The sequence below is a fragment of the Streptomyces sp. NPDC037271 genome (assembly GCF_055603605.1).
Map to the genome: position 1 here is coordinate 58383 of NZ_JBVJVN010000020.1, position 26096 is coordinate 84478.

Annotated in this window: 25 protein-coding genes and 5 tRNA genes; 10 read left to right on the forward strand and 20 right to left on the reverse strand. The window is 73.5% G+C overall.

Going from position 1 to position 26096, the window contains the following annotated elements; all coding sequences use genetic code 11:
* Positions 1-336 precede the first annotated feature (336 nt).
* On the forward strand, positions 337-897 hold the full coding sequence (locus ACZ7G3_RS27050) for a CGNR zinc finger domain-containing protein (RefSeq protein WP_470928592.1): 561 nt from the start codon (positions 337-339) through the stop codon (positions 895-897).
* 86 nt (positions 898-983) lie between these two features.
* Here the strand turns inward: ACZ7G3_RS27050 and ACZ7G3_RS27055 are convergent, their stop codons facing one another.
* Entirely contained in the window at positions 984-1163 is a 180-nt protein-coding gene (locus tag ACZ7G3_RS27055) for a hypothetical protein (RefSeq protein WP_426600820.1), read from the reverse strand.
* Positions 1164-1332: 169 nt separating this feature from the next.
* Complete coding sequence (locus tag ACZ7G3_RS27060; RefSeq protein ID WP_426518778.1) at positions 1333-1782, reverse strand: hypothetical protein; 450 nt, start codon at positions 1780-1782, stop codon at positions 1333-1335.
* A 191-nt stretch (positions 1783-1973) separates the two neighbouring features.
* Here ACZ7G3_RS27060 and ACZ7G3_RS27065 point away from each other — a divergent pair, with 191 nt between their 5' ends.
* Positions 1974-2498, forward strand: a complete 525-nt coding sequence (locus ACZ7G3_RS27065; RefSeq protein ID WP_426600822.1) for a DsbA family protein — start codon at positions 1974-1976, stop codon at positions 2496-2498.
* Positions 2499-2524: 26 nt separating this feature from the next.
* Here the strand turns inward: ACZ7G3_RS27065 and ACZ7G3_RS27070 are convergent, their stop codons facing one another.
* From ACZ7G3_RS27070 to ACZ7G3_RS27080, 3 genes are read right to left on the reverse strand one after another with little or no spacing between them, the layout of a single operon-like run.
* Positions 2525-3346 carry a GNAT family N-acetyltransferase gene (locus ACZ7G3_RS27070; protein WP_426600823.1) on the reverse strand — a complete coding sequence of 274 codons (822 nt, stop codon included), beginning with the start codon at positions 3344-3346 and terminating at the stop codon, positions 2525-2527.
* Between the two features lie 50 nt (positions 3347-3396).
* Complete coding sequence (locus ACZ7G3_RS27075; RefSeq protein WP_470928593.1) at positions 3397-4218, reverse strand: aminotransferase class IV; 822 nt, start codon at positions 4216-4218, stop codon at positions 3397-3399.
* Positions 4215-5267 (reverse strand): chorismate-binding protein, encoded by a 1053-nt coding sequence (locus ACZ7G3_RS27080; RefSeq protein ID WP_470928594.1) that lies wholly within the window; start codon positions 5265-5267, stop codon positions 4215-4217. The genes ACZ7G3_RS27075 and ACZ7G3_RS27080 overlap by 4 nt, the downstream gene beginning before the upstream one ends.
* 177 nt (positions 5268-5444) lie before the next feature.
* Here ACZ7G3_RS27080 and ACZ7G3_RS27085 point away from each other — a divergent pair.
* From ACZ7G3_RS27085 to ACZ7G3_RS27105, 5 genes are all read left to right on the forward strand, one after another.
* Positions 5445-5517 (forward strand) — tRNA-Gly (locus ACZ7G3_RS27085).
* Between the two features lie 38 nt (positions 5518-5555).
* A tRNA-Cys gene (locus tag ACZ7G3_RS27090) sits at positions 5556-5629 on the forward strand.
* Position 5630: 1 nt separating this feature from the next.
* A tRNA-Val gene (locus ACZ7G3_RS27095) sits at positions 5631-5702 on the forward strand.
* 19 nt (positions 5703-5721) lie between these two features.
* Positions 5722-5793, forward strand: a tRNA-Val gene (locus tag ACZ7G3_RS27100).
* 13 nt (positions 5794-5806) lie between these two features.
* Positions 5807-5878: transfer RNA gene (locus ACZ7G3_RS27105), tRNA-Val, on the forward strand.
* 165 nt (positions 5879-6043) lie between these two features.
* Here ACZ7G3_RS27105 and ACZ7G3_RS27110 read toward each other — a convergent pair.
* The 3 genes from ACZ7G3_RS27110 to ACZ7G3_RS27120 form a co-directional block, all read right to left on the reverse strand.
* Positions 6044-6328: a TFIIB-type zinc ribbon-containing protein gene (locus ACZ7G3_RS27110; RefSeq protein ID WP_426518768.1), complete on the reverse strand. Its 285-nt coding sequence runs from the start codon at positions 6326-6328 to the stop codon at positions 6044-6046.
* Positions 6329-6444: 116 nt separating this feature from the next.
* The gene (locus tag ACZ7G3_RS27115) at positions 6445-7404 is read right to left on the reverse strand and encodes a phosphotransferase family protein (protein ID WP_470928595.1); all 960 of its coding nucleotides are present in this window, start codon (positions 7402-7404) and stop codon (positions 6445-6447) included.
* Between the two features lie 179 nt (positions 7405-7583).
* Positions 7584-7766 (reverse strand): hypothetical protein, encoded by a 183-nt coding sequence (locus ACZ7G3_RS27120; RefSeq protein WP_279565064.1) that lies wholly within the window; start codon positions 7764-7766, stop codon positions 7584-7586.
* Positions 7767-8355: 589 nt separating this feature from the next.
* Here ACZ7G3_RS27120 and ACZ7G3_RS27125 point away from each other — a divergent pair.
* A complete protein-coding gene (locus ACZ7G3_RS27125; protein WP_426600857.1) occupies positions 8356-9813 on the forward strand; it encodes a serine/threonine-protein kinase in 1458 nt (485 codons plus the stop codon).
* Between the two features lie 96 nt (positions 9814-9909).
* Here the strand turns inward: ACZ7G3_RS27125 and ACZ7G3_RS27130 are convergent, their stop codons facing one another.
* The 9 genes from ACZ7G3_RS27130 to ACZ7G3_RS27170 form a co-directional block, all read right to left on the reverse strand.
* On the reverse strand, positions 9910-10728 hold the full coding sequence (locus tag ACZ7G3_RS27130) for a TrmH family RNA methyltransferase (protein WP_426600827.1): 819 nt from the start codon (positions 10726-10728) through the stop codon (positions 9910-9912).
* Between the two features lies 1 nt (position 10729).
* Positions 10730-11962 (reverse strand): uroporphyrinogen-III C-methyltransferase, encoded by a 1233-nt coding sequence (cobA, locus tag ACZ7G3_RS27135; protein WP_470928596.1) that lies wholly within the window; start codon positions 11960-11962, stop codon positions 10730-10732.
* A 218-nt stretch (positions 11963-12180) separates the two neighbouring features.
* Positions 12181-16353: a nicotinate-nucleotide--dimethylbenzimidazole phosphoribosyltransferase gene (gene cobT, locus ACZ7G3_RS27140; RefSeq protein WP_470928597.1), complete on the reverse strand. Its 4173-nt coding sequence runs from the start codon at positions 16351-16353 to the stop codon at positions 12181-12183.
* Between the two features lie 396 nt (positions 16354-16749).
* Positions 16750-17976, reverse strand: coding sequence for a precorrin-6y C5,15-methyltransferase (decarboxylating) subunit CbiE (gene cbiE, locus ACZ7G3_RS27145; RefSeq protein ID WP_470928598.1), 1227 nt, complete (start codon positions 17974-17976; stop codon positions 16750-16752).
* 117 nt (positions 17977-18093) lie between these two features.
* Positions 18094-18732, reverse strand: coding sequence for a GNAT family N-acetyltransferase (locus ACZ7G3_RS27150; RefSeq protein ID WP_470928599.1), 639 nt, complete (start codon positions 18730-18732; stop codon positions 18094-18096).
* A gap of 160 nt (positions 18733-18892) precedes the next feature.
* Positions 18893-19720, reverse strand: coding sequence for a MetQ/NlpA family ABC transporter substrate-binding protein (locus tag ACZ7G3_RS27155; RefSeq protein ID WP_470928600.1), 828 nt, complete (start codon positions 19718-19720; stop codon positions 18893-18895).
* Between the two features lie 75 nt (positions 19721-19795).
* Entirely contained in the window at positions 19796-20533 is a 738-nt protein-coding gene (locus ACZ7G3_RS27160; protein WP_470928601.1) for a methionine ABC transporter permease, read from the reverse strand.
* Entirely contained in the window at positions 20530-21567 is a 1038-nt protein-coding gene (locus ACZ7G3_RS27165; protein WP_470928602.1) for a methionine ABC transporter ATP-binding protein, read from the reverse strand. The genes ACZ7G3_RS27160 and ACZ7G3_RS27165 overlap by 4 nt, the downstream gene beginning before the upstream one ends.
* Positions 21568-22013: 446 nt before the next feature.
* Positions 22014-22664 (reverse strand): HAD family hydrolase, encoded by a 651-nt coding sequence (locus tag ACZ7G3_RS27170; protein ID WP_470928603.1) that lies wholly within the window; start codon positions 22662-22664, stop codon positions 22014-22016.
* A gap of 83 nt (positions 22665-22747) precedes the next feature.
* Between ACZ7G3_RS27170 and ACZ7G3_RS27175 the strand changes: the two genes are divergently transcribed.
* Positions 22748-23107 carry a hypothetical protein gene (locus ACZ7G3_RS27175; protein WP_426518745.1) on the forward strand — a complete coding sequence of 120 codons (360 nt, stop codon included), beginning with the start codon at positions 22748-22750 and terminating at the stop codon, positions 23105-23107.
* A complete protein-coding gene (locus tag ACZ7G3_RS27180; RefSeq protein WP_470928604.1) occupies positions 23088-23537 on the forward strand; it encodes a hypothetical protein in 450 nt (149 codons plus the stop codon). Before ACZ7G3_RS27175 ends, ACZ7G3_RS27180 begins: the two co-directional genes overlap by 20 nt.
* Before the next feature lie 97 nt (positions 23538-23634).
* Here ACZ7G3_RS27180 and ACZ7G3_RS27185 read toward each other — a convergent pair whose 3' ends face one another.
* From ACZ7G3_RS27185 to ACZ7G3_RS27195, 3 genes are all read right to left on the reverse strand, one after another.
* Positions 23635-24132: a GNAT family N-acetyltransferase gene (locus ACZ7G3_RS27185; protein ID WP_470928605.1), complete on the reverse strand. Its 498-nt coding sequence runs from the start codon at positions 24130-24132 to the stop codon at positions 23635-23637.
* A gap of 57 nt (positions 24133-24189) precedes the next feature.
* On the reverse strand, positions 24190-24684 hold the full coding sequence (locus tag ACZ7G3_RS27190; protein WP_470928606.1) for an RNA polymerase sigma factor: 495 nt from the start codon (positions 24682-24684) through the stop codon (positions 24190-24192).
* A 73-nt stretch (positions 24685-24757) separates the two neighbouring features.
* Positions 24758-25933: a glycerophosphodiester phosphodiesterase gene (locus tag ACZ7G3_RS27195; protein WP_470928607.1), complete on the reverse strand. Its 1176-nt coding sequence runs from the start codon at positions 25931-25933 to the stop codon at positions 24758-24760.
* Positions 25934-26096 lie beyond the last annotated feature (163 nt).

Below are 26096 nucleotides of genomic sequence, written 5' to 3' on the forward strand. Positions count from 1 at the left end.
GGTGGGCCCCGGACTGCCCCCCCCCCCCCCCCCCCCCCCCCCCCCCCCCCACGGCCTCCCACGACCTCCCACGGCCCCTGCCGCCTCCCGCCGGCTCCCGCCAGCTCCCGCCAGCTCCCGCCAGCTCCCGCCAGCTCCCGCCAGCTCCCGCCAGCTCCCGCCAGCTCCCGCCAGCTCCCGCCAGCTCCCGCCGGGGAACGAAGGCCGGCCAGCCACCGTTGTTACGTGCAGCCGACGGCGGGGACCGGCGTGCGAGCCGGGTTCGCCCGCCGCGGAAGCCACTACCATCGGCCAGCATCGGCGGGCGCCCGCCCGACCCCAGCCAGGGAGCGAAATGTGCTGATCACCCACGACGCCCGGTGCGCCCTCGACACCGTGGTGGATCTGGTGAACACCATGCCGGAGGACGAATCGGCGCCGGACGGACTGCCGGATGTCGCGGCCCTCCAGGAATTTGTGGGAAAGCACGAAATCAGCGACGTCGGCGTGCTCTCGGAACTCGACCTCTCGGCGGTGCGCAAGATCCGCGGCCGGTTCGCGGCGGTCTTCGCGGCACCCGAGGCGCGGACCGCGGCGGGACTGATCAACGACTTGGTCGCCGCAGCCGGAACCACGCCCCGGCTCACCGACCACGACGGCTACGACTGGCACATCCACTACTTCGCGCCCGGCGCCTCCATCGCCGACCACCTGGCCGCCGACTGCGGAATGGCCCTGGCGTTCTTCGTCGTCGCCGGGGAACAGGAGCGGCTTCGGCGGTGCGAGGCCCCCGACTGCCGCCGCGCCTTCGTCGACCTCTCCCGGAACCGCTCCCGGCGGTACTGCGACAGCCGCACATGCGGAAACCGCTTGCACGTGGCCGCCTACCGCGCCCGGCGCAAGGAAGCGGCCGGCTGACTCGCCGTTCCCGGTCCGGCACGGACATCCGGTGCTCGATGGCGACGCGGTCCCCGGCGGGTGGCGCCGGGGAACGCGGGTACGGCTCACAGCAACAGCAGGTCATGCAACGCGGCCATGAGCAGCAGACACCCGATCACCGCAAGGAAGATCATGAGCGGTGGCTGGGAAAGGGCGAAGAGGCAGCCGCGCGGTTCGCTCTGCGTTGGCGCGGTTTCGCTCTGTCTCGTGTCCAGCTGGGCATCCAGCTGAGTGGTGTCCTGCATCTCGCCGCGATCATGACGCAGCGTCCAGGGCCCAAGCGATCAACACGCCCGTTTCGACCGGGAGTTCCCTGAATTCCGTGATGTCCGGTTCATGTTGTGACCGTTCCGGAGCGCGCGATGACGCGCTCGGACCACTATGCCGTGGAGAAGGGCAGCCGACGGCGCGGGGTCAAATACCGTGCTTCTTCAGAATCGCCTCGATGTCGCTGAAGTCGTCCTCGCCGCGGGACGTGTTCGCCGGACGGGACGCGGGCCGGGGCGTCGGCCGGGTCCCGGGACCGAGGGAGGGTTCCGAGGCCGCCGGGGCGACGGCGTCGCGCCGTGCCGCGGCGCGGGCCTCCTTGCGTTCCTTGCGGGTGCCGCCGCGACGGCGTTCCACGGTGCGCGTGGTCATGAAGAGGAGCCAGGACACACCCAGCACCGCGAAGCCGGCCCAGGCCACCGGGCTGAAGGCCGTGTCGGCCAGCCACTCGACGACCCCGGTCATCACCAGACCGATCGGCACGAGTGAGTAGGCGGCGATACGGGCCGCGGTGAGGAAACGCCTGCGGTACGCGGTGATCGCCGCGATGCCCAGGCCGGCCGCGGACACCGCGGAGCAGACGGTCTCGGCAATCATCCGGTCCTCCAGGCTGGGCTCGGGTCGGCATGAGTACTTCTGTCCCTTCCATCCTGCACCGTCCGAGCGCCGTGAGGCCATGCTCCGGCCCGAGATCAGGGAGATTCAGGGGTCGGCTCCTTCCCAGGTGCCGGTGACCGCCGCACGCCGGTGGTCGGGGCGCCCTCCCGTGGGCTGGGAGAATGGGGGCCATGAGCGACTCCTCCCCCGCCCGTCCCGCCCCGCCCGTCCTCGACGTCTGGTGCGAGCTGCAGTGCCCGGACTGCCACACCGCCCTGGACGACCTCCGCGCGCTGCGCGCCCGCTACGGCGACCGTCTGGAGCTGCGCCTGCGGCACTTCCCGCTGGAGAAGCACAGGCACTCCTTCGCCGCCGCCCAGGCCGCCGAGGAGGCCGTGGCCCAGGGGCTGGGATGGCCGTACGCGGAGGCCGTGCTGGAGCGGGTCGCGGAGCTGGACCGCAAGGGCGAAGCCCTCCTGGTCGAGGTGGCCCGGGAACTGGGACTGGACGCCGAGGAGTTCGACACGGCGCTGATCGACGGCCGGCACATCCTGATCGTCGACGCCGACCAGGCCGAAGGCAAGGCGATCGGCGTGACCGGCACCCCCACGTACGTGATCGGCGGCGAGCGCCTCGACGGCGGCAAGAGCCAGGAGGGACTGCGCGAGCGCGTCGAGGAGATCGCGGACCGGCTGCTGGCCGGGCAGCCGGACTGACCGGCGGCCGCCCCCGCCCGCCGCCGCTACAACGGTTTGTAGAAGCTGTACCGCGTGGTCCCGTAACCGAGCGACTCGTAGAGCCGTTCGGCCGCGGTGTTGCCCGCGAAGACGTTGAGGCCGATCAGTGGCCGGCCCGCGGCGATCGCCTGGGTCTCGGCCAGCAGCATCAGCGTACGGCCGTGCCCCCGGCCCCGGTGGGCGGCCTCGGCCTCGACGTCGAAGACGTAGGCCCGGTCCTCGCTCAGCGCCAGCCACAGGACGCCGACCCGCGTCCCCTCGTGCTCCAACACGCTGAACAGCATGTTCTCGGTGTCCAGCCCCTGTGGCAGCAGCGTCTCGTGATCGCTGCGCGCCTTGGCGTACGCCTCGGCCTCGGGCACTCCCCGCTCGATCCAGGTCCGGGCGTACTGCTCCGACTCGTAGACACGCCAGGCCTCGAACTCGTCCGGTCGCATGGGCCGTGCGCGGCTGCCCTCGGGCAGGGCGGGCGGCGTGTCGCCGAGCGGCTTGGTCATGCCGCGGGTGCGCAGGACGTAGCCGAGCGCCGAGGCGAGTCGCCGGCCCGCCTCGGCGTCGGGGGCGACGCTCGCCTCGATCTGCCGGCAGCCCCAGCCGCGCGCGATCTCCTCGGCCGCGAGGGCGGCCACCGTGCCCCGGCCGCGCCGGCGGTCCGGTTCGTCGATGCGCAGCTTGTGGATGACGGCCACCGAGCCGCCGAAGGCGCGCGAGGTGCCGAGGTGTATCGCGCCGGCGGGACGGCCGTTCACGCACACCTGGTAGCGGCGTGAACGCGTCCCGTCGGCGGCGCGCTGAAGCGGCTCGGTCGGCCGCAGGGTCGTGGTCATCACGGGTGTTCTACCCGCCGGGGATGCGAAGTGCAGCCGAATATCCGCGGTCACGGATCCAGGTCGTCCCCGGACCGCTCCTCGAAGATCCGCATGGCCTTGGCGGTCACCGGGCCCGGGGCGCCCGGGAGTTCGCGGTCGTCGACGCGGTGCACGGCCTGGACGTCGCGGAGTGTGGAGGTCAGGAAGACCTCGTCGGCGCGGTCCAGGACGTCCAGCGGGAGGTCGGTCTCCCGGGCGCCGGTCCACTCGACGGCCAGGGCGCGGGTGATTCCGGCGAGGCAGCCGGAGGCGACCGGCGGGGTGTGGATCTCGCCGTCGAGGACGACGAAGACGTTCGACCCGGTGCCCTCGCACAGCTGCCCCACCGTGTTGCCGAACAGTGCCTCGGTGGCGCCCCGTTCGCGGGCACGGGCGAGGGCGACGACGTTCTCGGCGTAGGAGGTGGTCTTCAGGCCGGTGAGGGCGCCGCGCTCGTTGCGGGTCCAGGGCACCGTGACGACGGCCGTGGAGTCGGGGCGGCGGCCGCTCTCACCGAGGGCGACGACGAGGGTCGGGCCGTGCTCGCCGCGGTCGGAGCCCAGCGGGCCGTGGCCGCCGGTGTAGGTGACGCGCAGCCTGCCCAGGGGCATGGGGTTGGCCTCGAGGACGGCGGCGCAGGCGCGGCGCACCTCGTCGAGGTCGGGGTCGGGCAGACCCAGGCCGCGGGCCGAGCGGGTCAGCCGGTCGAGGTGCCGGGTCAGCGCGAACGGCCTGCCGTCCACCGCCTTCACCGTCTCGAAGATGCCGTCGCCCACGGTCAGCCCGTGGTCGAGGACGGAGACGCGGGCGGACTCCAGGTCCTGCAGCCCGCCGTCGAGCCAGATCTTCACGTCAGTAGCGCCTCTCCGCTTCCGTTCGCCTCGTACGCGCCCGACGCTACCGCGAGCAGCCGGGACGCCTTGAGTTCGGTCTCCCGCCACTCCCCCTCGGGGTCGGACCCCCAGGTGATGCCGGCGCCGGTGCCGAAGCGCAGCAGCCCCGCGGCGCGGTCGATCCAGAAGGTGCGGATGCCGACGGCCAGCTCCCCGGTCCCCCGGTCGGCGTCGACCCAGCCGATCCCCCCGCAGTACGGGCCCCGGGGCACGGTCTCCAGCGCGTCGATGATCCGCAGGGCGCTCGACTTGGGTGCGCCGGTGACGGATCCCGGTGGGAAGGCCGCGTCGAGCAGCTCCGGCCAGCCGACGTCCGCGCGCAGCTCGCCGCGCACGGTCGACACCAGGTGCACGAGACCCGGGTGCTTCTCGACGGCGCACAGGTCGGGCACGGTCACGGTCCCCGTGGCGCAGACCCGCCCGATGTCGTTGCGGACCAGGTCCACGATCATCACGTTCTCGGCGTAGTCCTTCTCCAGCAGGTCCGCCTCGGTCCGCCCGGTGCCCTTGATCGGCCCGGACTCGACGGTCCGGCCGTCCCGGCGCAGGAACAGCTCGGGCGACGCGGTGGCGATCTCGACGCCGTGCCCGGGCAACCGGATCGTTCCGGCGTACGGCGCCGGGTTGCCGCGGGCCAGCAGGGCGGTGAGGGCGTCCACGTCGGCGCCGGCGGCGACGGGCGCCGAGAGCACCCGGCAGAGGTTGGCCTGATAGACCTCGCCGGCGGCTATGTGCTCGCGGATGCGCCGTACGGCCGCCGTGTACGCGGCGCGGTCGAGGGAGGTCGTCCAGTCACCGGCGGCCGGTCCCCGCCACCCGCCCGGGACCGGTGCCGGTACCGGCTCCGTCCGCACCTCCGCGAAGCGTGCGCAGGTCAGGCGGGACTCGAAGTCCGCGCAGACGGCCCAGAAACCCCTCGAGTCGAGGGCGGCGGGGTCGCTCGTGACGTCGAGGAGGCCGGTGGCGAGCCGGTCGCCGAAGCGGGCGAGGGGAGGGAGGTCGAGCACGTGGTCGAGTCTAGGCCGGTGACTCCCAGGTGGCCCGAACGTGTCCTTCCGGGTGCCCTGACCAGGTCCGCGAGCGGAGGCACCGCAGCACGCTGCGCAAACGCGTTTTTGTGCTGGCCCCGGAATCCGCTAGAGTTCATGACGTCGCCGGGACGCGGAAGCGGACCGAACCGACAGGCGGACGTAGCTCAGTTGGTAGAGCGCAACCTTGCCAAGGTTGAGGTCGCGAGTTCGAACCTCGTCGTCCGCTCGCAGGAACAGGGGGCCTCCCGGGCCTTCTGCACTCCTGGTGGAGTGGCCGAGAGGCGAGGCAACGGCCTGCAAAGCCGTCTACACGGGTTCAAATCCCGTCTCCACCTCCAAGGACGATTAGCTCAGCGGGAGAGCGCTTCCCTGACACGGAAGAGGTCACTGGTTCAATCCCAGTATCGTCCACTGATCCGCAAGGATCCCCGCGCGATTAGCTCAGCGGGAGAGCGCTTCCCTGACACGGAAGAGGTCACTGGTTCAATCCCAGTATCGCGCACGCAGCACTCCCAGGACGATTAGCTCAGCGGGAGAGCGCTTCCCTGACACGGAAGAGGTCACTGGTTCAATCCCAGTATCGTCCACATCCAGCGAAGCCCCCGGCCGTCTCGTACGGTCGGGGGCTTCGTCGTCCCGTGCTCGTGCCGTGCTCGGGTCGTACCCGGGCTGAGCCGACGATCCGGATCAGCCTGGACCAGCCCGGCTCAGCCGGATCAGTCGGCTCAGCCGGATCAGTCGGATCTGCCGGCTCAGCTGGAGAAGAGCATGCGGCCGAAGCCCTTCTGACGGTGGTGACCGTGGTGGCCGTGGCCGGCGTGCGGGGCGCCCCAGGCGGGAGCCGGAGCGGCCGGGTAGGCCTGCGGGGCGGCGGGAGGGGGCGGCGGAGCGGGCTGGGACCACTGGGCCTCCAGGCGGGTCAGCGACTCCAGCTCGCCGTAGTCGAGGAAGATCCCGCGGCAGCCACTGCACTGCTCGATCTGAACGCCGTTGCGGTTGTAGGTGTGCATCGGTGCGTGGCACTTGGGGCACTGCATGCTCGGCTCAACTCCTCGCCGGTCGGTCCTGCTTCGCGTGTCGCCAGGACAGACTCTGCCCGGCTGCGGGTCGGTTGCACCCTACGTCGCGGAACTTCGACTCGACCGCGCGGGGCTCAGGGGCGGACGGAAGCCATCCGCGCGCACGCGTCGACCAGTGACTGTTCCACCTCGTCCAGGCCCCGGCCCGCCGCGACCGCCTTGGTGACGGCCCGGGCGGCGGTCTGCGCGGTGAGGGCGCGGGCCGGAACGTCCAGTGCGGTCCAGGGGTCCACGTCGGGCGGCACGGCCGGGCCGCCGGCCGTGCGGTAGGCGGTCAGGAAGCGGTGCCACTCGTCGGGCGCGAGCAGCCCGCAGGCGTACCAGGCCGCCGGGCGGGCCAGATCCCAGGCCGGAACGCCGGTGCCGAGGTCGTCGACGTCGATCAGCAGCCAGGGGCCTTCGGGCGCGGGGTGGCGTATGAGCTGGCCGAGGTGGAGGTCGCCGTGGCAGAGGGTGGTGGTGTCCGGCATGGCGGACTCGCCCCGGGCCCAGTCGGGGAGAGCGGCCCAGGCGTGCAGTACGGGAGCGGTGGCGGGGTGGCGCGGGGCGGCGGCCCGGAGGCGGGCGACGGCATCGGCCGCCTTCGCGGGGCCCCGCATGGGAGGTACGGCGGCGGGGGCCGGCGTCCGGTGGAGGCGGGCGAGCAGGGTGGCCGCGGCCTCCCAGGGCGCCGCGTCCGGGTCCTCCGGGTCCACGGGGGTGCCGTACGGCCAATAGGTGACGAGCCGTCCGTGCAGGGTGACGGGCGTCGGGCCGAGCGGGGGCAGCAGGATGCCGGGGAGCCGGGCGGCGACGGTGACACGGAGGGCCAGCTCCGCGGGGTCGGCGTCCACCGCATGGGCCTTGGCCACGGTGCCGGCGTGCCGGACGACGGTGGCGTCGGGGCGGTCGGCGAGGGTGGCGTCGGCGAGGGCCGCGGCGGGCAGAGCCGGGGCCGAGAGGGTGGTCGCACCGCAGGGGCAGGCCGGGGTACGGGCGTGGGCCGCCGCCCTGACGCGGGCGGCGAGAGCGGGGAGGAGGGCGTCCGTGGTCACCGGGTGAGAGTACGCAGGGGTCCGCCCGCCCCTCCGCCGTCGGCCTCGGCGGCAAAAGCAATGCCGGCGCAGCTCCCCAGCTGCGCCGGCATTTTGCCGTCCGCCGCACCCCCGTCCCCACGGGGTTTCATGGATGGATGTCCCCGCCCGGACCGCTCTTCCGGGCCTGGGGTCGCCGCTCAGCGCCCCAGCATCACACCCACGGACGACGCCTGTGTGGCCACCGTCTCCCACCCGTCGAAGACGAGGAGGAGCAGGGCCGCCAGGGGCAGGGCCATGAGCGTCGCCACCAAGGGGTGACGGCGTCCCTGACGGCGGCTTTCCCGTGTGCGGACCAGCGTCCGCGGTACCGTCTGGGCCATGGTCCCTCTCCTGACCGATTCCGTTGTCTTGGGCAGCGGCGGGCGTCCGACCTCGGGGGACGAGTGCTGCACCCGCCGCTTGACCTCAAATCTAGGCGTCCGGCGATCGCCCGACGTCATGCCCTCGTACCGAATGCCGGGCCTCCCGGAGGATGAGCCATGACCTGCGGTGTACTCCCCTGGGTGGAGACCGGGGCCCGGGTCTCGGGGTCTTCCCGGAGAGGGCGCCCGCCGTGCCCCGGTATCTCCGCGCCGTCCGGTGACATCGCTCACTTCCGCCGACTCCCCGCGCGCCCCCGCCCCCGGCCGGCGCGGGGCCGCGCCCGCCACCACGCCGCGGGTGCGGGGCGTCTCCACGGCGTCTTCGACCGTGTCGTCTTGGACGTCCCCTCCTGGTCCAATGCCCGTCCCACGGAGGCCGATTGGACGCCCCGACGGGTCGGGGCCGGCCCGCTCCCCCGTTCCCCGGCCGCATCCCAACTCTCCCGTCCCGCACTGACAATCCGTCGCTCCGAGAGGGCGCGGCCTCTGCGCGCGGACGGCCGTGGAAACGTAAGCTGTGGCACGTCACAGGGACCGGGCAGCGGGGATGAACATGGCGATGATGCGCCTGAGGCGCGAGGACCCGCGCGTCGTCGGCTCGTTCAGGCTTCACAGGCGGCTCGGCGCGGGTGGAATGGGCGTGGTCTACCTGGGCTCCGACAAGAAGGGGCAGCGGGTCGCGCTGAAGGTCATCCGGCCTGATCTGGCCGAGGACCAGGAGTTCCGCTCACGGTTCGCCCGCGAGGTCTCGGCCGCCCGGCGCATCCGCGGTGGCTGCACCGCGCGGCTGGTCGCCGCGGATCTGGACGCGGAGCGTCCCTGGTTCGCCACGCAGTACGTGCCCGGCCCCTCCCTGCACGACAAGGTCGTCGACGGGGGGCCGCTCGGCGCGGCGGACGTCGCCGCCGTGGGCGCCGCCCTGTCCGAGGGACTGGTCGCGGTGCACGAGGCCGGTGTGGTGCACCGGGACCTCAAACCGTCCAACATCCTGCTGTCCCCGAAGGGACCGCGGATCATCGACTTCGGCATCGCCTGGGCGACGGGCGCCTCGACACTCACCCACGTCGGCACCGCGGTCGGCTCCCCCGGCTTCCTCGCGCCGGAGCAGGTGCGCGGGGCGGCGGTCACGCCGGCCACGGACGTGTTCTCGCTCGGCGCCACACTGGCGTACGCGTCGATGGGCGACTCGCCCTTCGGTCACGGCAGTTCCGAGGTGATGCTCTACCGCGTGGTGCACGAGGAGGCCCATCTGCAGGGTGTCCCCGACGCCATCGCCCCGCTGGTGCGGGCGTGCCTGGCCAAGGACCCCGAGGAACGCCCCAGCACCCTGCAACTGTCGCTGCGGCTCAAGGAGATCGCCACCCGGGAAGCCCAGGGCCTGGCCGACGTGCGGCCGCCCGCGCCGCGCAGCTCGGAGGCCGACCGGCCAACGGGGCGGCTCGCCGACACCTATCCGGAGCGTGGTCAGCGGCGTCCGCAGGGCCGGCCGGGCGCACCGGGCACGCCCGCACCGCGGAACACGTCCGGGGCGGGCCGGGGGCCGGGGTCCGCGCGCGGTGGCGACCCGTCACGCGGTGGCGCCCCCTCGCGTGGTGGCACGCCGTCGCGCAACGGGTCCGCCGCCCGGGGCACGGGCGCCTCGCGCGGCGGCGGAGCGGGCGCACGGTCCGGGTCACGGCCCACGCCCGCCTCCCGCAACAACACCGGCCGGAACACCTCCCGCAACGACAGCGGCGGCCGGCCCGCGCCGCGCGGCGGAGCCGGCCGTACGGCGCCGAGGACCACCGGGACCGGATGGCGGCGGCCCGCCAACCCGCGGCTGCTGCGGCAGCGCCTGTTCGTGTTCGTGGTCGTGACACTGCTGGTCGCGCTGGGCATCGCCGCCGCACAGGGCTGCCAGGGGCCGTCGCAGGGGCTCGGCGACGACCGGAACGGCGTTCGGACGCAGCAGGTACAGGTGGACGTACGGGGTGACGCTCCCGGACGGCAGGCTCCCGGGCTGTAGGGCCTCGGGCTGTAGGGCCTTGGGGAACGCCGGGGGGGTTGAAGCCGCAGCGGCCGAGCGCGTTGCGGCTCCTGTGCTCGGGTGGCCGGCGGCCTTCTAGGCCGAGGGCCGGCCCGTCGCCACCGCGTAGAAGGCGACCGCTGCCGCCGCGCCCACGTTGAGGGAGTCGACGCCGTGGGACATCGGGATGCGGACCCACGTGTCGGACGCCGCCAGGGCCCGCCGGGACAGGCCGTCGCCCTCGGCGCCCAGCATGAGGGCCACCCGGTCCATCCGGTGCGGGGCGACCTCGTCGAGAGGCTCGGCCCGTTCGTCGGGGGTGAGGGCGAGGAGCGTGAAGCCCGCCTCACGGACCGTCTCCAGACCGGCCGGCCAGGTGTCCAGGCGGGCGTACGGTACGGAGAAGACGGCGCCCATCGACACCTTCACGCTGCGCCGGTACAGGGGGTCCGCACAGTCCGGGGAGAGCAGGACCGCGTCCATGCCGAGGGCGGCGGCGGAGCGGAAGACGGCGCCGATGTTGGTGTGGTCGTTGACCGACTCCATGACGACGACCCGGCGGGCGGTGGGCAGCAGGCCGGCCACCGCGGGCAGCGGCTTGCGCTGCATGGAGGCGAGCGCGCCGCGGTGCACGTGGTAGCCGGTGACCCGTTCGGCGAGCGCCGGGTCGACGACGTACACCGGGGCGGGCGCCTCGTCGATGATGTCGCGCATGGTGTCGACCCACTTGGCGGAGAGCAGCATCGACCGCATCGCGTAGCCGGCCTCGCCGGCCCGCCGGATGACCTTCTCGCCCTCGGCGATGAACAGGCCCTCGGCGGGTTCGCGCCGGCGGCGCAGTTCGACGTCGGTCAGGCCGGTGTAGTCGTGCAGGCGCGGGTCGTCGGGGTCGTCGATCGTGATCAGGTCGGTCATGTCACGCCGTCCCGTGCGGGCCGACGCCGACGACCTCGCCGACGACGATGACGGCGGGCGGCCTGACCTCCTGCGCGACGACCGTCTCGGCGACCGTGGCGAGGGTGGCGTCCACGCGGCGCTGGGCGGCCGTCGTGCCCTCCTGGACGAGGGCGACCGGGGTCTCGGGGGACTTGCCGTGCGCGACGAGGGTTTCGGCGATCCTGCCGATCTTGTCGACGCCCATGAGGATCACGAGCGTGCCGGTGAGTTTGGCGAGGGACGGCCAGTCGACCAGGGAGCGCTCGTCGTCGGGGGCGACATGCCCGCTGACCACGGTGAACTCGTGGGCGACGCCCCGGTGGGTGACCGGGATGCCGGCCGCGCCCGGGACCGAGACGGAGCTGGAGATGCCGGGGACGACGGTGCACGGGATGCCCGCCTCGGCCAGTGCCTGGGCCTCCTCCATGCCCCGGCCGAAGACGAACGGGTCGCCGCCCTTCAGCCGTACGACCGCCTTGCCCTGCTTGGCGTGCTCGATCAGCGCGTTGTTGATGGCCTCCTGGGCCATGAAACGGCCGTACGGGATCTTCGCCGCGTCGATGACCTCGACGTGCGGCGGCAGCTCGGCGAGCAGGTCGCGGGGGCCGAGCCGGTCGGCGATGACGACGTCGGCCTCGGCGAGCAGGCGGCGGCCCCGGACGGTGATCAGGTCCGGGTCACCGGGGCCGCCGCCGACCAGGGCGACTCCGGCGGTGCGCGTGCGGTGGTGCGGGGCGACGAGGGTGCCGTCGCGCAGGCCCTCCACCACCGCGTCGCGGATGGCGGCGGTGTGGCGGGGATCCCGGCCGCGCGCGTTCGTGGTGAGCACGGCGACGGTGACGCCCTCGCTGTGGCCGGTCGCCGGGGTCCAGGCCGTGGCCCGGTCCGCGTCGTCGGACCGGACGCACCACACGCGGTGGCGCTCGGCCTCGGCGGACGCGGCGGCGTTGGCCTCGGTGTCGCTGGTGGCGATCAGGGCGTACCAGGCGTCCGCGAGGTCGCCTTCCGCGTAGGCGCGACGTTCCCAGGCGATCTCGCCCGCGTCCGCCATGGCCTCGACCGACGGGGTCGCCTCGGGCGAGACGAGGCGGATGTCGGCTCCCGCCGCGATGAGGGCGGGCAGGCGGCGCTGGGCGACCTGACCGCCGCCGAGGACGACCACGCGACGGCCGGTGAGGCGGAGGCCTACGGGGTAGGCGGGGTGTTCGGCCATGAGGGAGGGCTCCTCGTCCTGGCGGTGCGGTGGGCGCTGCGGCTCTGGAGCGGCCCTGACGTGCGGATTCTATGAGACGTGTGGATGCGCGGGTATCCGTGAGGCGCGCGGACGCACAGTGGCCCGGGGACCCGCGGTGCGCGGTGGGGCGGTTCGCCGTACAGCGGGGGCGGGGCGGCGCCGGTTCTGCGCCGTGCCGCCCCTCCCCCGCCGCGGGGCTACTTCTCGGTGACGCCCGCCGAGTCGAACGTCGCGACCTCGTGCATCGCCCGCGCGGTGCTCTGCACCATCGGCAGGGCGAGCAGCGCCCCGGTGCCCTCGCCGAGGCGGAGGTCCAGGTCGACCAGCGGGCGCAGGCCGAGCTTGTTGAGGGCTGCGACGTGGCCGGGCTCGGCGCTGCGGTGGCCGGCGATGCAGGCCGCGAGGACCTCGGGGGCGATGGCGCGGGCCACCAGGGCGGCGGCGCCGGCGCTGACGCCGTCCAGGATCACCGGCGTGCGCAGGGAGGCTCCGCCGAGCAGCAGGCCGACCATGGCCGCGTGTTCGAAACCGCCGACCGCGGCGAGGACGCCGATCGGGTCGGCGGGGTCGGGCTGGTGCAGCTCGATCGCCCGGCGTACGACCTCGGTCTTGCGGACCAGGGTCTCGTCGTTGATGCCGGTGCCCCGGCCGGTGACCTCGGCCGGGTCCGCGCCGGTGAAGACGGAGATGAGCGCGGCGGACGCGGTGGTGTTGGCGATGCCCATCTCGCCGGTGAGCAGCGCCTTGTTGCCGGCCGCGACCAGGTCGCGGGCGGTCTCGATGCCGACCTCGATGGCCTGCTTGGCCTCCTCGCGGGTCATCGCGGGGCCGGCGGTCATGTCGGACGTGCCCGCGCGGACCTTGCGGGGCAGCAGGCCCGGCGTGGCGGGCAGGTCGGTGGCGACCCCGACGTCCACGACGCACACCTCGGCGCCGACCTGGGTGGCGAAGGCGTTGCAGACCGCTCCCCCGCCCAGGAAGTTGGCCACCATCTGGGCGGTGACCTCCTGCGGCCAGGGGGTGACGCCCTGGGCGTGCACCCCGTGGTCACCGGCGAAGACCGCGACGGCCGCGGGCTCCGGGATCGGCGGCGGGCACTGGCGGGACAGGCCGGAGAGCTGGGCGGAGATGATCTCCAGCATGCCGAGCGCGCCGGCCGGCTTGGTCATGCGCTTCTGCCGCTCCCAGGCCTCACCGAGCGCCTTGGCGTCGAGCGGGCGGATCTGTGCGACGGTCTCGGCAAGCAGGTCGTGGGGGTCCTCTCCGGGCAGGGCGCGTCGGCCGTACGTCTCTTCGTGCACGACCCACGACAGCGGGCGTCGCTTCGACCAGCCCGCCTGCATCAGCTCGGGCTCGTCCGGGAACTCGTCGACGTAGCCCACGCACAGGTACGCGACGACGTCCAGGTGCTCGGGCAGGCCGAGGGCGCGGACCATCTCGCGCTCGTCGAAGAAGCTGACCCAGCCGACGCCGAGGCCCTCGGCGCGGGCGGCGAGCCAGAGGTTCTCGACGGCGAGCGCGGAGGAGTACGGCGCCATCTGCGGCTGCGTGTGCCGGCCGAGGGTGTGCCGGCCGCCGCGGGTCTGGTCGGCGGTGACGACGATGTTGACCGGGGTGTCGAGGATGGCCTCGATCTTCAGTTCCTTGAACTGCTTGGCCCGGCCCTTGGGGAGGGACTTCGCGTACGCCTCCCGCTGACGCGTCGCCAGTTCGTGCATGGTGCGGCGCGTGTCGGCGGAGCGGATGACGACGAAGTCCCAGGGCTGCGAGTGGCCGACGGAGGGCGCGGTGTGGGCGGCCTCCAGGACGCGGAGCAGCACCTCGTGGGGGATGGGGTCGCTGCGGAAGCCGTTGCGGATGTCACGGCGTTCGCGCATGACCTTCAGGACGGCCGCCCGTTCGGCGTCGTCGTAGGCGGGTGCCGCCGGGCCGGCGGACCGCCGTGCTTCCGCCACCGCGGCCGTGCTCATGTCGTGCGGGACTTCCTGGTTCTCGCCGGTTTCCTGGTGCGCCTGGCCGGCCTGCGCCGCCTCGGCCGCGAGGTCTTCCTGGTCGGCGGCGGCGTGGGTGTCCAGGTCGTCGGCGGTCTGGAGGAGTTCCGGGTCGGCTTCGCGCGGGGCGGGGACCGTGGCGACGGGGCCCGGCGCCTGCGCGGCCGCCTGGGCTCGCGGAGGGTGGACGAGGGCTTCGGCCTGTGTCGGGGCGAGGCGCGGGGTGGTGGGTACCTGACCGCCGTCGACCGGTACGAACCGGCCTGCGGAGTCGTCGGGGTGCTGCCCCACGGGCCGGTCGGGGCGGACCGCCTCCGGCCGGCCGGTGCCCGCGGGCGCCGCGTCGGTTTCCGCGGGCACGGGCGCGGTGCCCGTGGGCGCCGCGTCGGTTTCCGCGGGCACGGGGGCACTGTGGTGCGGGTCCGCTTCCTGGGGTACACCGGCGTTCATCAGGGACTGGGGGCCCTGAGCGTGCTGCGGGACGGGCGAGTGGGCGGCGGGCGGGACGTCCGGCCGGTCCTGGGCTGCGGACGGGACGCCCGGCTGATCCTGGGCTGCGGGCTCGGCGTCCGGGTGCGGTGCGGTGACGTCCTGCGGGGCCGAGGGGACGTCCGGCTGCGGGGCGGCGGCATCCTGCGGGGCCGGCTGGACATCGGGCTGCGGCACGGAGGCGTCCTGCGGGGCCAGCTGGACGTCCGGCTGCGGCACGGCGACATCCTGCGGGGCCGACTGGACGTCCGGCTGCGGCACGGCGGCGTCCTGGGGCGCGGACTGCGGGACGGCTGCTTCCTGCGCTGCCGACGACTGCGCGTCCGGCCGCGGCTGCACGGCCTCCGCCGGGGCGGGCTGCGCCTCCGGCCCGGGCTGCACGGCCGCATCCCCTGCCGGTGCCGGCTGCGGGGCGGCGGCATCCTGCGGGGCCGACTGGACGTCCGACTGCGACACAACAGCGTCCTGGGGCGCGGACTGCGGGACGGCTGCTTCCTGCGCTGCCGACGACTGCGCGTCCGGCCGCGGCTGCACGGCCTCCACCGGGACGGACTGTGCCTCCGGCCCGGGCTGCACGGCCGCATCCCCTGCCGGTGCCGGCTGCTCGGTGGCGGCCGGTACCTCTGGGGAGGGCTCGGGTTCCGCGGGCTCCGGGGCGGCCACGTCGGGTGCCTGGACGTCCCGGGCCACGGCTGCGTCGGCGGGCGGGGCTTCCTGCGGCTCGGGAGCCTCGGCCGGCTCCACCGCCTGGACGGGCTCGGGTCCGGGTGCCTCGGTGGCCTCCTCGGCCGCCGCCGGGGCTTCCTCCGGCACCGGCTGCTCTGCGGCCTCCTGGGCGGGTGGGGCAGCCTGGACGGACTCGGTCGCGGGCTCCGGCGTGCCCGCTCCGGGGGCCGGAACGGGTTCCTCCGCCGGGCCGGGGGCCGGGGCGGGCCCGGCGGCCTGCTCCGCTTCGGCCGCGGGGGCGGGCGGCGCGACGGAGGCCGGTGCGGGCCCCTCGCCCGCCACCGCCTCGGCCACGGCCACGGGCTCGTGCGCCTCGTCACTGGCGGTCGGTGACTTCGGGCCGTACGTCACGTCGTTGGCCGGCACGGCATCGGAGCCGTCGTCGCCGCCATCGCCGGCCACGGTCTCGGGCTGCGCCTCGGCAAGGGCAGGTGCGTCCCCGGCCCGGGCCTCGGCCTCGCCGGCCGCCCCGCCCGTCGCCGCCACGGCCTCGGTCGCCACGCGGGTCACGAGCGCCTGGGCCGCGCCCACCGGCTCGGGCACCTGTACCGACGCCGGTTCCGGTACCGGAGCAACCGTTTCCGCATGCACGGCCCCGGCGTTCACTGGAGCCTCCGCGGCCTGCGGGGCCTGCGGAGCGGCCTGCGGGGCCTGCGGAGCGGCCTGCGCGCCCCACGGAGCCGCCCCCTGCGGCGGCATCGCGGCGGCCTGTCGGGCGTCGAGGTACTCGGGACCGGCGGTCTGCGGCCCGGCATGCCGGACCGGCGCGTCGGCCGGGCCGCGGTCGGCGAGGGAGCGGACCGGGCTCGCGGAGGTGTCGGGGATCGGCGGGCCGAGGTGCAGCGGCCTGCGCGGCGGAACCGGGGCGGACGCCGGCGCCGGGTCGGGCAGGCGGACGCCGCCGAGGTCGACCGAACCGCTGTCGCGGCCGGACATCTCGTGCGGGCCCGGCTGGTGCACGGTCTCGACGACCGGCTCCGGCGCGGGTGGCGCGACCTCGTTGCCCCAGGCACTCTGGGCTCCCGGCAGCAACAACAGGTCCTCGTCCTCGGCGGTGGTCTCGGAGAGGTAGGTGTACGCGCCGGGTGCGGGGACGCCCGGCTGCTCCACCATGCCTGCGTTCTCCGGCAGCCCCTCGCCCGGGATCTGGCCGGTGTCGGTCATGCGTAACCCCTCGCCCATCGGTTAGTGCTTCTACGACCAGCTACACCCGGGACGGCGCACCGACCGCCCCGCAGTGAAGAACGAGCGTGCGTGCCCAGCGGCACGAACGACCCGCCGGAAAAGACGACAAAGCCATTGAGTGGCATTGTCGCGGTCCTTCCCCCGTCACGACAGCTTGATCCGCGACGGCCCGCTGTGGACTGCGCCACGTTGCGCGTCCTCCGGTTCTGCCGTACCGCTCCCAGCCCGGAACGGACCGGTTTCTACGGACATTGACCGGCGAGTGGCCGGGTGTCCGAGTGCGGTACAACAATCCGCCAGCCTACCCCGCGCGGTACGACAACCCGATCACGGGGCGCGGTCCGGGAGTCCCGCCCGTCGCCCGGCCACCACCCCTCAACGAGGCGCTTCGCGCCGCAGAATCTCCCCGCTGAGCAGGAACGCGACGCTCCGCTCCGTCTCCGTCCAGGCCCGGGTGTCGAGCCCGACGGACTGCAGCAGAGCGCACTCGACCCGGTAGCCGTGCTCCGTCAGGTCCCTGCCGACGAGTTCGGCCGCGTCACGGGTCGCGGCGTGCGCGACGATGCGCTGCGGCCGCCGGTCGGCGACCGCGGAGACCACGGCCGCTCCCCCGCCGCCGACGCGGACGACGTCGGGTTCGGGGAGGTCCTCCAGGACGTGCGGGGCCGTCCCGTGCACGACCTGGAGCTGGGTACCGAAGTGACGTGCGGTGGCCTCGGTGCGGGCGCAGGCGTCCGCGTCGCGGTCGACCGCGATGACGGCGGCGCCGCCGCGGGCGGCCTCGGTGGCGAAGGCGCCACCGCCGCAGCCGATGTCCCACACGAGGTCGCCGAGGCGCGGCCCGAGCCGGGCGAGTTGGGCCGTGCGGAGCAGGTCGGTCTCGCCCTCGCCGAGTTCGCCGCCGTACGTTTTGGCCGGCAGGGCCCAGCCGCGTGGCCCGGCGGCGGGGTCGCGGCCGGCGATCCAGCCGGCGCCGTCGGTCGCGGTTCCGGGACCGACGCTCCCGCCGACGACGATGACGACGTTCGGGTCGCGCCAGGTGTGGTCGGCGGCCTTGTCGGAGGTGACGACGGTGACCCGTTCGCGGATGGTGCCGAGTTCCTCGCAGATGACGAACGTGCGGTGGACGCCGTCCATCAGCAGGCCGAGTTCGGCCGGTCCGGCGCCGGGGGAGGTGAGGACCGCGACCTTGGTGTGGGCCCGGCATACGTTCACCGCGCGTCGCAGGGTGCGGGGATGGGCGACGACCACATGGGCGTCGTCCCAGGGCATACCGGCGCGGGCGAAGGCGGTGGCCACGGAGGAGACCGCCGGGACGACTTCGACCTCCAGGCCGAACTCGGGGGCCCGCAGCGTGCGTACGACGCCGAAGAAGCCGGGGTCGCCGTCGGCGAGGACGACCGCCGTGCCGCGGTGGCCGGCGATGCGGCGGGCGGCGAGGGCGACGCTGCCGAGGCGGATGCGTTCGGCGGCGGGCGGTACCTCGGGAAGTGCCAGGTGGTGGGCCGCGCCGGCCACCAGTGTGGCGGCGCCCAGTGCGGAGCGTGCCGCGGCGGTCAGCGGCGAGCCGTCCCAGCCGATCACCGTGACCCGGTCGGCCATCGTCGTCAGTCTCCAGGGTTTTCGCAGGTCGTGGTCGCGGAACCGTACGCGGCGCGCCCCGTGAGGGTACCTGGTGCGGCCTGGGGGCGGGGCGGTGGCGGAGTCGGCCCCCGTGGATCAGTTCCAGTCGGTGAACGTGGTGAAACCGTCCGCGTCGGTCAGCTGCCCGGCCGCGCCCTCGAGGTCCTCCGGCAGCAGGCTCCACACGATGAAGTCGGTGCGTATGTCCGTCCAGGCCCCGTCGTCGGTGCGGACGCGGGCTATGCAGGCGTTGCGCAGGACGCCCTCGCTGATGCAGCCGATCTTCTGGGCGACCTGCTGGGAGGCGGCGTTGTCGGCGGCCGTGCGCAGCTCGATGCGTTCGAACTTCTGGTCGCCGAAGAGCCACTGGGCGGTGGCGAGCGCCGCCTCGGAGGCGTAGCCCTCGCCCCTGGCCCAGGGCGCGACGATGTACGACAGTTCGGTGGACCGTACGTGCCAGTCGGTCTTGGTCAGCTGGACGATGCCGACCAGCCGCTGGGTGAGGAACTCGGTGACCGCGAGGTCGAGGCCCCGGCCGGCCGTGCGCTCGGCGGGGGCGTACTCGCCGATCCAGGTGCGTGCGCCCTGCTCGGTGAAGGGCTGCGGGACGTGGGTCCAGGCGGCGACCTGCTCGTCGTTCATCATCGCGGTGAGGGCGGGGACGTCGTCCTCGTCGAGGGGGCGCAGCACCAACCGCTCCGTGCTGATGGAGATGTTGGGGAAGGTGCTCGTCATGCGCCGCTCCGTAACCTGTGTGACCGTCAGGGCCTGCTCGAACTGCCCAGCATGCAGCATGCGAGCACGCAACCGCACCACGGGGTCCGCCCCGGTTCGGAGCGGACCCCGTACCGGGTGGACCCCCGTGGGTGCGGGCGGTGCGGTGCGGGCGGTGCGGTCAGAAGGAGGGCAGGACGGCGCCGTCGTACGTGTCCTCGATGAACTTCTTCACCTCGGGCGACGTGAGCAGCTCCGCGAGCTTCCTCACCCGCGGGTCGTCCTCCTGGCCCTCCTTGACAGCCAGCAGGTTGCTGTTCGGGTTGCCCTTGGCGGATTCCAGGACGAGAGCGTCCTCGGCCGGCTTGAGGTCGGCCTCGATGGCGTAGTTGCCGTTGACGACCGCGGCGTCGACGTCGTTCAGGGAGCGCGGCGTGGTCGCCGCCTCCAGCTCCTTGAACTTGAGGTTCTTCGGGTTCTTGGTGATGTCCGCGGGGGTCGCCGTGGTGCCGACGCCGTCCTTGAGGGTGATGAGCCCGTTGGCGGCGAGGAGCTGGAGGGCGCGGCCCTCGTTGACGGTGTCGTTCGGGACGGCGACGGTCGCACCGTTCTTCAGGTCCGCGGCCTTGTCGACCTTGTTCGAGTAGAGGCCGAGGGGCTCCAGGTGCACGTCGACGACGGACACGATGTGCGTGCCGCGCTTCTGGTTGAAGTCGTCGAGGTAGGGCTTGGTCTGGAAGAAGTTGGCGCCCACCGAGCCGTCCTCCGTCGACGTGTTCGGCGTGACGTAGTCGGTGACCTCCTTCACCTCCAGGTCGAGGCCCGCCTTCGACGCCAGGTTGTCCTTGACGTAGTTGAGGATCTCGGCGTGCGGGACCGGGCTGGCGGCGACGACCAGCGGGCCGGAGGTGTCGGAGGCGGCGTCCTTGTCCGAGCCGCAGGCGGTGAGCCCGAGGGTGAGGGCTCCGGCGGCGAGGACGGCGGTGGTGAACTTGGCGGTGTTACGCACGAAAAGTGCCTTTCCTGAGGTGGTGCGACCCCGTCTCGGGTGGTACGGGGGGTGTGGGGGAACGCGGGTGGCGGCTTACGCGGCCTTGCGCACGTCGGGTGCCGACGGCTCCTTGGCCTTCAGCAGCCGCAGCCGGGGCGCGGCGCCCGAGCGTCCGCCGCGGCGGTGCAGCGCGCGGGCCGTGGCGTCGCCGGCGAACTGGATGAGCGAGATGACGACGGCGAGGATCGCGACGGTGACCCACATCAGGCCGGACTCGAAGCGGTTGTATCCGTAGCGGACGGCGAGGTCGCCGAGTCCGCCGCCGCCGACGGTGCCGGCCATGGCGGAGTAGCCGATGAGGGCGATGATCGTGGTGGTGGTGCTGGCGATCAGCGACGGGAGCGCCTCGGGGACCAGGACCTTGCGTACGACGGTCCAGGTGTTGCCGCCCATGGCCTGGACGGCCTCGACGAGCCCTCCGTCGACCTCGCGCACGGCGGTCTCGACCAGGCGCGCGAAGAAGGGGATGCCGCCGATGGCCAGCGGCACGATCGCGGCCTCGCTGCCGATGGTGGTGCCGGTGATCCAGCGGGTGAAGTTCATCAGCGCGACCATGAGGATGATGAACGGCAGCGAGCGGCCGATGTTCACGACCTGGCCGATGACCTTGTTCACCACGGTGTTCTGCAGCAGGCCGCCCTTGTCGGTCAGCACCAGCAGGATGCCGAGCGGGAGTCCGCCGACCACGGCGATCAGGGTGGACCAGCCGACCATGATCAAGGTCTCCTGACAGGCCTGCTCCAGCAGGGGCTGCATCTCGGACCAGGTCACTTGGCACCTTCCTTCACCAGCAGGGACGGCTCGTCGTCGATCACGTCGATCTGGAGGCCCTGTTCGCGCAGGAAGCCGACGGGCACGACGTTGTCCTCGTAGCCGCCGGGCAGTTCGATGCGCATCCGGCCGACCTGGAGGCCGCCGACGGTGTCGATGGCGGCACCGAGGATCGATATGTCGATGTTGTAGGTGCGGGACAGCTGGGAGATGACCGGCTGGGTGGCCGCGTCGCCGTGGAAGGTGACGTCGAGGACGGTGCGGTCGTCGCCGGACGCGTCGCCGCCGACCGGGAAGAGGGCGGCTGCCAGCTCGGAGCCCGGGGTGGCGAGCAGCTCGCCGACCGTGCCGGACTCGACGATGCGGCCCCGGTCCATGAGGGCGGCCGAGTCGCAGACGCTCTTGACGACGTCCATCTCGTGGGTGATCAGCAGGACGGTCAGGCCGAGCTGCCGGTTCAGGTCGCGCAGCAGCTGGAGGATGGAGCGGGTGGTCTCCGGGTCGAGGGCGCTGGTGGCCTCGTCGGAGAGCAGGACCTTGGGGTCGCCGGCCAGGGCGCGGGCGATGCCGACGCGCTGCTTCTGTCCGCCGGAGAGCTGGGCGGGGTAGGCCCCCGCCTTGTCGGCGAGACCGACGAGGTCGAGCAGTTCCAGCGCCTTGCGGGAACGTTCCTGCCCGGACTTGCCGAGGATCTCCAGCGGCAGTTCGACGTTGTCCCGCACCGTCCGTGAGGAGAGCAGGTTGAAGTGCTGGAAGACCATGCCGATACGGCTGCGCGCCTGCCGCAGCTCCTTGCCGGCGCGGGGGCCGCGGCCGGCGAGCGCGGTGAGGTCCTGCCCGGCGACGGTGACCGTGCCGGCGGTGGGACGCTCCAGGAGGTTGACGCAGCGGATGAGCGAGGACTTTCCGGCGCCGGACTGGCCGATGACGCCGTAGACCTCGCCCTCGCGGACGTGCAGATCGACGCCGTCCAGGGCGGTGACCTCGCGGCCGCCCGAGCGGTAGACCTTGGTGAGGCCCGATGTGGTGATCACGTGGGTTTCCGTCACTGTCGAGTGCGCGGCGCGGTGATGTGCGCCGGGCACGGGGCGTTGTTCTTCGGGGTCTTGGGTCCTTCGGAACGCGGCACGGTTCTCGCGGTGGCGATGCACGGTGGCGACGCGCGGTGGGGTGGTGATCCGGGGAGAAACGTGTGCGCGGGGCGTGACTCAGCCGCGGGCGCGGGGCGCGGGCGCGGACATGAGCGGGCGCTCGCTTCGGGGCGCGAGGCTCAGGTGGTGCAGGGGCCCTCTAGAAGGCGCACATTCGACACGTACAACGAGCACCGGGCGTCATCGTCGCCTCGGTCGCAGGGGTGCGGTCGCTCGTCGTGCTCATGCGATCAGTAAAGCAGACACACGGTCCCGACCGGACACCGCTGTCCGAATAGTGGACAGCGGTGGATGGTGGCCGGCCGGTGGCCGGCCACCGGGGGCGCGGATCAGCCCCGGACGGAGATCTCGACTCCCGTGTCGGTGACCAGGGCCGACAGGTCGGACAGGTCGGTGATCACCAGGTCGGCGTCGAGTTCGTCGGCGCGGTGGGTTGTGGCCAACGCCACGGTGGTCATGCCGGCGGCGCGGCCGGCCTGGAGCCCGGCGGGGGCGTCCTCGAAGACGACGCAGGCCGCCGGGTCGACGCCCAGGGCACGGGCGCCGAGCAGATAGGGCTCGGGGTCGGGCTTGCCGCGGGTGATGTCGTCGGCGGCGACGAGCGTCTTGGGCAGGATGCCGACGGCGCCGAGCCGGGCCTCGGCGAGCCGCCGGGTCGCCGAGGTGACGACGGCCCAGCGGCCGGCCGGCAGTGCGCCGAGGAACTCCCAGGTGCCGGGCAGCAGGTGCACGCCCCCGTCCGGTACGTCCTCGACCTCCAGCTGCTCGATCCGCGCGACGGCCTCCGGCACGACCTCGGCGGGCAGCAGGTCGGCGGCTATCTCCGCGGCCGGCCGCCCGTGCAGCTCGACCCGCGCGAACTCGGCCGCCGTGATCCCGTACTCACCGGCCCACCGCGTCCAGCACCGGCGCACGGATTCGAGAGAGGAGACAAGGGTGCCGTCGTTGTCGAACAGGAGGGCCTGGGCGTGGATCTTCATGCCTTCGACCCTACGGCGCGACCGGCCCCCGCCGGACGGGGCCGGGGACGGCGGGGCTTTTCGGGCGTAATAGGGTCGCTGCCATGCTTGACGTCCTGACGCTGGTGACCGGCGTCGCCGCGCTGCTGCTCGCCGCCTGGTGCGGCTGGGCCGCCTACCGTGACCAGCCGACCAAGGACTGGCACTTCATCGGCATGGCCGTGGTCTCGGCGCTGGCGCTGGTCCAGCTGGTGATCGGGATCGTGCGGCTGGCGGGGGGCGCGGAGCCGGAGCAGGGCACGACGATCTTCGTGGCGTATCTGCTGGGCGCCTTCGCCTGTGTTCCGGCGGCGGGGTTCATGTCGCTGGCCGAGCGCACCCGCTGGGGCTCGGTGACGGTCGCCGCCGGCGGTGTCGTCCTCGCCGTCCTGGAGGTGCGGCTGTATGACATCTGGGGAGGCTGAGATGGTGGCCACGCGGGAGAGGCCGGGCCGGACGCGCCTGATCGGCGGGCCCGGCATCCTGCTGGTGTGGCTGTACGGGGTGATGGTCGTGGGCGCCGTGTCCCGGTCCGCGTACCAGATCGCGACCGAGTTCGACCGGGCGCCGCTCCCCTACACGTTGTCGGCGGTCGCGGGCGTCGTCTACGGCTTCATCACGTACACCCTGGTACGCGGCGGCGAGACGGCCCGCAGGGCGGCACAGGTCTGCTGCGCGGCCGAGCTGGTGGGCGTGCTGGCCGTCGGCACGTGGTCCATGGTCGAGCCGTCGGCGTTCGCCGACGCGACGGTCTGGTCCGACTTCGGCATGGGCTACGTCTTCATCCCGGTGCTGCTGCCGCTGTCCGCGCTGTACTGGCTGCGGAAGGGCGTGCGGGACGGGGAAGCCGCCTGAGGCCGTCAGGCGGCTGCCGCTCTTCCGCGGCGGTTCGCACCCACGCGGCGGGGACCGCGGATCGGCAGGGTCCCCGCGCCCCGGGAGCGCCCGGCCCTCACGCCGTCGCCGCGTACGCCCCCGCCGGCTTCTCCAGGACGATCATCGGGACGCCGTCCGCGCCCTCGGCCGTTCCCACCGTCTCGTAGCCGACCCGCCGGTACAGCCGCAGGTTGCCTTCGCTGCGGTGCCCGGTGTGCAGGCGGAAGCGCTTGGCGCCCCGGTCCTCGGCGAGCGCCGACTCGGCGGCCCGCAGCAGGCGGGCGCCGATGCCGTGTCCCTGGAGCCGCGGATGGACGCACAGCTTTCCGATGGACGCCGCGCCGTCCTCGGTCGACCGGCCGCGCACCGAGCCGACGACCTCCTCGCCGAGCCGCGCCACGAAGACGCAGTCGGCCGCGACCTCCTCGCGCACGGAGTCGAGGGTCTGGACGAGCGGGTCGATGCGGTAGTTGCCGTACAGCGCCGCCTCGCTCTGGAAGCAGAGGTACTGCAACCGGAAGATCTGCTCGGCATCCTGCTCGGCCGCCGCCGAGATGGTCACGCTCATGCCCATGTGCGCATGCCTCCCGCTCACCTGATCAGCTGTGGTCCCCCACTCCTATCCCCGTCCTCAGCACGCCGCAACCTCCGGCGACAGCAATCGCCGCAGACATCCCAGACATCGGGAACGTTCCGGGCCAAGACTGCCCTGTGAGATACCCAACTCCCCCGCGATCTCCCGGTATGTGAGGTCCTCCGGCGACAACAGGGCCTCCATCAGCCGGGGGCAGCGGCCGGGCAGCCGGTGCACGGCGTCCCGCAGGGTGCGGCGGCGGGCCGCGGCGAGCGCGAGCTGCTCGGGCTCGTGCTCGGCGGCGCCGGCGGGTTCGGTCTCGTACGGCTGCTCGTCGCGGCTCGTACGGCGGGTGCGGCGGGCCTCGAGGCGGACGGCGCTGCGCAGCCAGCGGTGCGGGTCGCGGGGCGGGCCGTCGGCCTCCAGGCGCTCCAGCAGGCGCAGCCAGACCGCCTGTTCGAGATCGCCGGGTTCGACTCCGGACGCATATGCCTCGGCCGAGGCCTCGGCGGTGAGCAGTGGATGCAGGGAGGTGACCAGGTCATGGGTCATGTGCGGGGCGACGCGGCCGCCCGGGCGGCGGTTGCCCGGGCGGCCGAAGGTCACCCCAACCGGGGGCGGTGGCTCAGCTGTTGACGAAGTCCTCGCGGGCCAGCACACCGGTGTCCGGGTGGTCGGTGAAGACGCCGTCGATGCCGGTGGCGAAGTAGGCGCGGAACGCGCCGAAGACGTCGCCGTAGGCGTCGGGGTCGCTGCCCTTGCGGAAGTCGGCGGGGAGGAAGGGGTTCTCGTTGCGCATCGTGTACGGGTGCAGGATCAGGCCCGCGCGGTGCGCGTCGCGGACGAGCGTGGTCGGCTCGGTGAGCCGGCCGGCGGAGTCCCTCGGGATGATCAGGTCCAGGGTCGGGCCGATGCCCTGCGCGTAGGAGGCGATCTCCTTCAGGCCCTTCGGCGTGATCAGGTCGGCGGTCGTGCGCGGGTCGCCGTTCTCGACGAAGTCCCAGGGGCGGCTCTTCGCGCCGGACAGCAGGACGGCGAGGGGGTTGCCGACGAGCCTGTTCATCCGCTGGATGCTGGTGGGCTCGAAGGACTGGATGATGACGGGCGAGTTCTTCCGGTCCTTGCCGTACTTGCGCAGCAGCCGCGCGAGCCGCTCCTCCGTACCCAGGCCCAGCTTGCGGAAGTAGGTCGGGTGCTTGAGTTCGGGGTAGATCCAGACCTGCTTGCCGCGCCTGCGCGTCTGCTCGTTCTGCCAGCGGAGCACCTCTTCGAAGGTGGGAATCTCCCAGCGGCCGTCGTAGAGGGTGTTGTGCGGGCGGTTGGCCGGGATGCGCTCGGTGGCGCGGAGGGTCTTGAGCTCGGCGAGCGTGAAGTCCTCGGTGAACCAGCCGGTGACCGAGACGCCGTCGAGCAGCTTGGTGCGCTTGCGGTCGGCGAACTCGGGGTGGTCGGCGACGTCCGTGGTGCCGCCGATCTCCGGCTCGTGCCGGCAGACGAGGTGACCGTCCCTGGTCGGGACCAGGTCGCCCGCCTCGACGATGTCGGCGCCCATGTCGAGGGCGAGTTCGTAGGCGCCGAAGGTGTGCTCGGGGCGGTGGCCGCTGGCGCCGCGGTGGCCGATGACCGTGGGGACGGGCAGGCTCTTGACGCCGCCGCCGCGACCGCCGCCGTGCCGCGGGTCGGCGGCTCTCGCCGTGCCGGACAGGCCGAGTACGGCTCCGCCCGCACCGAGCACCGCTGCTCCGAGGAGCGCCCGCCGTCCGGTGCCGCCCGCCTGCTCGTCCGACTCCTGCGTTCCCATCAGGGCCTCCTGCCGTTGACCGTCGGTGCGGGCCGATCGTAGGGGCGCGTACATGACGAGCGGGAGACCGCGACCGGAACACGCGGGTGCCGGGGCGTGTCGTATGAGTCGTACGGGCCTGGAGGGGCCGTCGGGACGGGACGTCTGACGTTCCGTCGGCTTC

Coding starts and splice junctions, on each gene's coding strand:
- ACZ7G3_RS27185 (WP_470928605.1), bottom strand. CDS start 24,132: ATGGGCATGAGCGTGACCATCTCGGCGGCGGCCGAGCAGGATGCCGAG.
- ACZ7G3_RS27130 (WP_426600827.1), bottom strand. CDS start 10,728: ATGACCGACCTGATCACGATCGACGACCCCGACGACCCGCGCCTGCAC.
- ACZ7G3_RS27195 (WP_470928607.1), bottom strand. CDS start 25,933: ATGGGAACGCAGGAGTCGGACGAGCAGGCGGGCGGCACCGGACGGCGG.
- ACZ7G3_RS27120 (WP_279565064.1), bottom strand. CDS start 7,766: ATGGCCCAGACGGTACCGCGGACGCTGGTCCGCACACGGGAAAGCCGC.
- ACZ7G3_RS27150 (WP_470928599.1), bottom strand. CDS start 18,732: ATGACGAGCACCTTCCCCAACATCTCCATCAGCACGGAGCGGTTGGTG.
- cobT (WP_470928597.1), bottom strand. CDS start 16,353: ATGACCGACACCGGCCAGATCCCGGGCGAGGGGCTGCCGGAGAACGCA.
- cobA (WP_470928596.1), bottom strand. CDS start 11,962: ATGGCCGAACACCCCGCCTACCCCGTAGGCCTCCGCCTCACCGGCCGT.
- ACZ7G3_RS27060 (WP_426518778.1), bottom strand. CDS start 1,782: ATGATTGCCGAGACCGTCTGCTCCGCGGTGTCCGCGGCCGGCCTGGGC.
- ACZ7G3_RS27180 (WP_470928604.1), top strand. CDS start 23,088: ATGACATCTGGGGAGGCTGAGATGGTGGCCACGCGGGAGAGGCCGGGC.
- ACZ7G3_RS27170 (WP_470928603.1), bottom strand. CDS start 22,664: ATGAAGATCCACGCCCAGGCCCTCCTGTTCGACAACGACGGCACCCTT.
- ACZ7G3_RS27065 (WP_426600822.1), top strand. CDS start 1,974: ATGAGCGACTCCTCCCCCGCCCGTCCCGCCCCGCCCGTCCTCGACGTC.
- ACZ7G3_RS27190 (WP_470928606.1), bottom strand. CDS start 24,684: ATGACCCATGACCTGGTCACCTCCCTGCATCCACTGCTCACCGCCGAG.
- ACZ7G3_RS27125 (WP_426600857.1), top strand. CDS start 8,356: ATGAACATGGCGATGATGCGCCTGAGGCGCGAGGACCCGCGCGTCGTC.
- cbiE (WP_470928598.1), bottom strand. CDS start 17,976: ATGGCCGACCGGGTCACGGTGATCGGCTGGGACGGCTCGCCGCTGACC.
- ACZ7G3_RS27175 (WP_426518745.1), top strand. CDS start 22,748: ATGCTTGACGTCCTGACGCTGGTGACCGGCGTCGCCGCGCTGCTGCTC.
- ACZ7G3_RS27055 (WP_426600820.1), bottom strand. CDS start 1,163: ATGCAGGACACCACTCAGCTGGATGCCCAGCTGGACACGAGACAGAGC.
- ACZ7G3_RS27070 (WP_426600823.1), bottom strand. CDS start 3,346: ATGACCACGACCCTGCGGCCGACCGAGCCGCTTCAGCGCGCCGCCGAC.
- ACZ7G3_RS27110 (WP_426518768.1), bottom strand. CDS start 6,328: ATGCAGTGCCCCAAGTGCCACGCACCGATGCACACCTACAACCGCAAC.